The following is a 1,695-nucleotide window of genomic DNA, read 5'->3' on the forward strand; positions in this document are numbered from 1 at the left end:
GGAAGGCTCAGACAGCTAGGAGGTTGGCTTAGAAGCAGCCACCCTTTAAAGAAAGCGTAATAGCTCACTAGTCGAGTCGGCCTGCGCGGAAGATGTAACGGGGCTCAAACTGGATACCGAAGCTGCGGCAGCAGACTTGTTCTGCTGGGTAGGGGAGCGTTGTGTAAGCCTGTGAAGGTGTGTTGAGAAGCATGCTGGAGGTATCACAAGTGCGAATGCTGACGTGAGTAACGATAATGCGGGTGAAAAACCCGCACGCCGAAAGACCAAGGTTTCCTGCGCAACGCTAATCGGCGCAGGGTGAGTCGGCCCCTAAGGCGAGGCAGAAATGCGTAGCTGATGGGAAACGGGTTAATATTCCCGTACTTCTTATAACTGCGATGGAGAGACGGAGAAGGCTATGCCTACCGGGCGTTGGTTGTCCCGGGGAAAGGCTGTAGGCTGAGGTGTTAGGCAAATCCGGCACCTTAAGGCTGAGAGTCGAGACCACTGGTCCTTTGTGACCGGGAAGTGGTTGATGCCATGCTTCCAGGAAAATCTTCTAAGCTTCAGGTTATAAGGAACCGTACCCCAAACCGACACAGGTGGTTGGGATGAGTATTCTAAGGCGCTTGAGAGAACTCGGGTGAAGGAACTAGGCAAAGTGGTACCGTAACTTCGGGAGAAGGTACGCCGCTGACGGTGATGGGATTTACTCCCTAAGCTATCGGCGGTCGCAGTGAAAAGGCCCCTGCAACTGTTTATTAAAAACACAGCACTCTGCAAACGCGTAAGCGGACGTATAGGGTGTGACGCCTGCCCGGTGCCGGAAGGTTAATTGATGGGGTTAGCTTCGGCGAAGCTCTTGATCGAAGCCCCGGTAAACGGCGGCCGTAACTATAACGGTCCTAAGGTAGCGAAATTCCTTGTCGGGTAAGTTCCGACCTGCACGAATGGCGTAATGATGGGGGCGCTGTCTCCACCCGAGACTCAGTGAAATCGAAATCGCAGTGAAGATGCTGTGTACCCGCGGCTAGACGGAAAGACCCCGTGAACCTTTACTATAGCTTCACAGTGGACTTTGAACCTGTTTGTGTAGGATAGCTGGGAGACTTTGAAGCAGTGACGCTAGTCATTGTGGAGTCGTCCTTGAAATACCAGCCTGGCATGTTTGAGGTTCTAACCTGGGTCCCTTATCGGGATCGGGGACATTGTGTGGTGGGTAGTTTGACTGGGGCGGTCTCCTCCCAAAGAGTAACGGAGGAGCACAAAGGTACCCTCAGCACGGTCGGACATCGTGCAACGAGCGTAAAGGTAGAAGGGTGCTTGACTGCGAGACCTACAAGTCGAGCAGGTGCGAAAGCAGGTCTTAGTGATCCGGTGGTTCTGTATGGAAGGGCCATCGCTCAACGGATAAAAGGTACTCCGGGGATAACAGGCTGATACCGCCCAAGAGTTCATATCGACGGCGGTGTTTGGCACCTCGATGTCGGCTCATCTCATCCTGGGGCTGAAGCCGGTCCCAAGGGTATGGCTGTTCGCCATTTAAAGAGGTACGCGAGCTGGGTTTAGAACGTCGTGAGACAGTTCGGTCCCTATCTGCCGTGGGCGTTGGAGATTTGAGAGGAGCTGCTCCTAGTACGAGAGGACCGGAGTGGACGAACCTCTGGTGTTCCGGTTGTCACGCCAGTGGCATTGCCGGGTAGCTACGTTCGA

Annotated in this window: 1 rRNA gene; it reads left to right on the top strand. The window is 54.1% G+C overall.

Annotated features, from left to right (window positions below):
• A 23S ribosomal RNA gene (locus A3754_RS08050) occupies nt 1-1,695 on the top strand; the annotation flags it as partial.

This window comes from Alcanivorax sp. HI0083, from assembly GCF_001635175.1.